This is a genomic window from Aeromonas sp. QDB23 (assembly GCF_027707745.1).
GTDB classification, from domain to species: domain Bacteria; phylum Pseudomonadota; class Gammaproteobacteria; order Enterobacterales; family Aeromonadaceae; genus Aeromonas; species Aeromonas allosaccharophila.
This window is the reverse complement of sequence record NZ_JAPCJA010000128.1, coordinates 1-2,564: the sequence shown is the minus strand read 5'-3', so window position 1 is coordinate 2,564 and position 2,564 is coordinate 1. Positions and strand designations below refer to the sequence as shown.

The window sequence follows — 2,564 nt, the reverse complement described above, 5'->3', positions numbered from 1 at the left end:
CCAGAGAAAGAAAATAAAATGCGATGCCATAACCGATTATGACAACGGCGGAAGGGGCAAGCTTAGTAAAGCCCTCGGTACATTTGTTTTCTGATTTAGTGACAATGGTAAGGAACAGTTATGCAAATCAACTTAAATACTCCGGGCACAGCGGCTACATCAACAATACAAACTGTTGCTCCTGCTGCTCAGGCTAAAACCACCACTACAACAGCACCCTCTACTGCAGACACTGTCACCTTATCTGCTGAAGCAAAGGCGAAGCTGGCTGCAGAGCAGCAAGAATCTAAAGCAATAAATCCAACACTGACTACATTAGGTGGTGGCTGGGGTAATGAACCACCAAAATAAGAGGTAGTTTGTGGGGACATTTATTACGACTCTTGCTGAGTACTTATGGGTGTTGTGCATAGGTTCTCTACTGCTGTCCTTAGTCTGGTCGGCCAGTAAATCTGCACGAATAACCATATTGATACTCACTTTATCGGGATTAGCTCAAGACAGGATTGCTCCTTTGCTGATGGGGATATCTGAAACATCTCCTGAGCTCGCTCGCTTACTTTGGTACCCAAGTTGGGTGATATGTCAAACATTGACGCTTGGTATCATCTGGGTTATTCATAGAAAATTCGTATGGGCGGTTGAACAAATCACTCAATTCATTTGTTTAAGCATCTTGATGCACTCTGTTCTGCAGGTAGCGAGATTCACAGACAGAGTCATATTTGGCACTGATCTATTGGGTGGTATATACAAATATGGAATACCAGCTATAAATATCGCAGCAATTTTAGCGATATTTTTATGGTCCATATCAGGAGCCGTCAAGCACAGAAAGGAACTTCAGGAATGCTGACTTTTGTTATGTCTGCAATTACGTTTGGCTTTTTACTGTTAAGTCTGTTTTTCTACAAGAAGTTGATTGGAATGTCAGATGCATTAAACATTATCGAAAAGCAGGTGGCCGCTGATATGGAGATCCGGGCGCATAGATTATGCCTGCTTGCATACGAAGCGCAACGGTTCGGTAACTCTGTGGATAGACGTGCTTTGGATGAAGAGTTTAAAGATTTTTTGCACCTGTACATTGAAGACTACCAAGCAGAAGTCGCAAAAAAGATCAGAGAACATAAGCTCAGCGAGATTTCTGCCTACGGATTTATTAAATTAGATAAGTAGTCATAACAACAAAGCTGTGGACAAGATCTGTCTTGTCTTATTTTAAATGCCCCCCACTGCTTCTCATAGTGATGCACGCCAGCTTTGGCCACCTTTAGATTTGACTGATGCTGCTTGTTAAGAAAATTCTGAATATCTTGCTGAACCTGATGCACAGCATCCAGTAATTGGGCTAAAGCAAACTCCTCGGCATGAAACACAAAGGTTTTACTGGCAGGTTCAAGCCAGCAAAACATGGCTTCATTATCCATCCAGGTGATCACCTGATTAAAACCGGTTAAATGATGCGCTTGATAACGACGCAGAGCAGTATTATCCCGCACTGAATGATCCAGCTCATCTGCATGACGCCATAACGCCTCATTCCGCAGTGGATGGTTTAGATCAGGCAGGTTGATTTCACTTCGCAGCGCCATGGCTCTATGACACAAATCCAGCCCCAGTTCTCCGCAACACTTGGCGGGCCAGAAAATCCGGGATAATTGATAGCTATGGATCAGAATTAAATGCACGGCATCGTACATATCTTCACAAGCCCGGCGCTGACAATCCCAGTCTTCAGACCAGTCATGTAATTGTTTGATGGCTCTGTCCAGTTGCTGACCAGCCTCAACGACTAACTCAGCTTGCAGTTCTGCCTGCTTCATGTAGACCAATAATTCTTTGGCATCCATTTCAACACTCCTGTAAGACGAGACAACACCCTGATTCGGGTACTCTGTATTTTCAGTGTAGAAAGCAAAAAGTCCTTTGCAAGCTGACAAAACAGAAGCTAAGTTATAGATTTTCCAGTTATTACCTATTAACGGTCCTTCAATAAATCTAAGCTGCTGAGTTCATGTGATATAGCATCTTTTGGATTTTTCAGATTTTTTGTATTTATTTTCAACAATCTGCTGTTCTGTTCAGCAAAAAAGCGAGTCACAAGCTATCGGTTATAAAATAAGATGGCCGTTCTAAACCGGGCTTTCATCAAATAGTTACATCTGTTTTTTAAACTTTGACGTACAATAACTGCCTTTTTCGTTGCTGCAGAGGAATTTTATGCTGGGCTTTTTTGAACGCTTAACCAACCCTTTCCCTGATAAAGAGCCAACTCAGCCACCTCAAGGCCTGTTTGCATTTTGTTTGCATTACAGTCAAGGCATGGTGTTGCCTCTGATCCTGATGTCTATTGCGACAGCCTTACTGGCCGCATTAGAAGTGTCCTTATTTGGCTATATGGGGCAATTAGTCGATTGGTTGGTAACCAAGAATCCGGCTACTTTCTGGCAGGAAGAGCAGGATACCTTGATCACTATGGCCATAGTTGCGTATTCCGGCGAAGTTGAACAGCCATTCCGGCCAACGTGAACACCCTGATCCTTAACGCGCTCACGTCACCC

The 2,564-nt window shown here is 43.3% G+C and carries 5 protein-coding genes; 3 read left to right on the top strand and 2 right to left on the bottom strand.

All coding sequences use genetic code 11. The annotated features are described in order from the left end of the window. The coding region (locus tag PG888_RS22700) for an SMR family transporter (protein ID WP_256855654.1) at positions 1 to 118 on the bottom strand (118 nt) is incomplete at its 3' end. Between the two features lie 2 nt (positions 119 to 120). Between PG888_RS22700 and PG888_RS22695 the strand changes: the two genes are divergently transcribed. Together PG888_RS22695 and PG888_RS22690 are read left to right on the top strand one after the other, a co-directional pair. Further along, positions 121 to 351 (top strand): hypothetical protein, encoded by a 231-nt coding sequence (locus PG888_RS22695; RefSeq protein WP_032495677.1) that lies wholly within the window; start codon positions 121 to 123, stop codon positions 349 to 351. A 498-nt stretch (positions 352 to 849) separates the two neighbouring features. Beyond that, complete coding sequence (locus tag PG888_RS22690; RefSeq protein ID WP_033917513.1) at positions 850 to 1,179, top strand: hypothetical protein; 330 nt, start codon at positions 850 to 852, stop codon at positions 1,177 to 1,179. Here PG888_RS22690 and PG888_RS22685 read toward each other — a convergent pair. Further along, positions 1,152 to 1,853 carry a hypothetical protein gene (locus PG888_RS22685; protein WP_032495674.1) on the bottom strand — a complete coding sequence of 234 codons (702 nt, stop codon included), beginning with the start codon at positions 1,851 to 1,853 and terminating at the stop codon, positions 1,152 to 1,154. The two genes, PG888_RS22690 and PG888_RS22685, sit on opposite strands and share 28 nt — an antisense overlap. 370 nt (positions 1,854 to 2,223) lie before the next feature. Here PG888_RS22685 and PG888_RS22680 point away from each other — a divergent pair, with 370 nt between their 5' ends. Then, a complete protein-coding gene (locus PG888_RS22680; protein ID WP_270694454.1) occupies positions 2,224 to 2,532 on the top strand; it encodes a hypothetical protein in 309 nt (102 codons plus the stop codon). Positions 2,533 to 2,564: the final 32 nt, after the last annotated feature.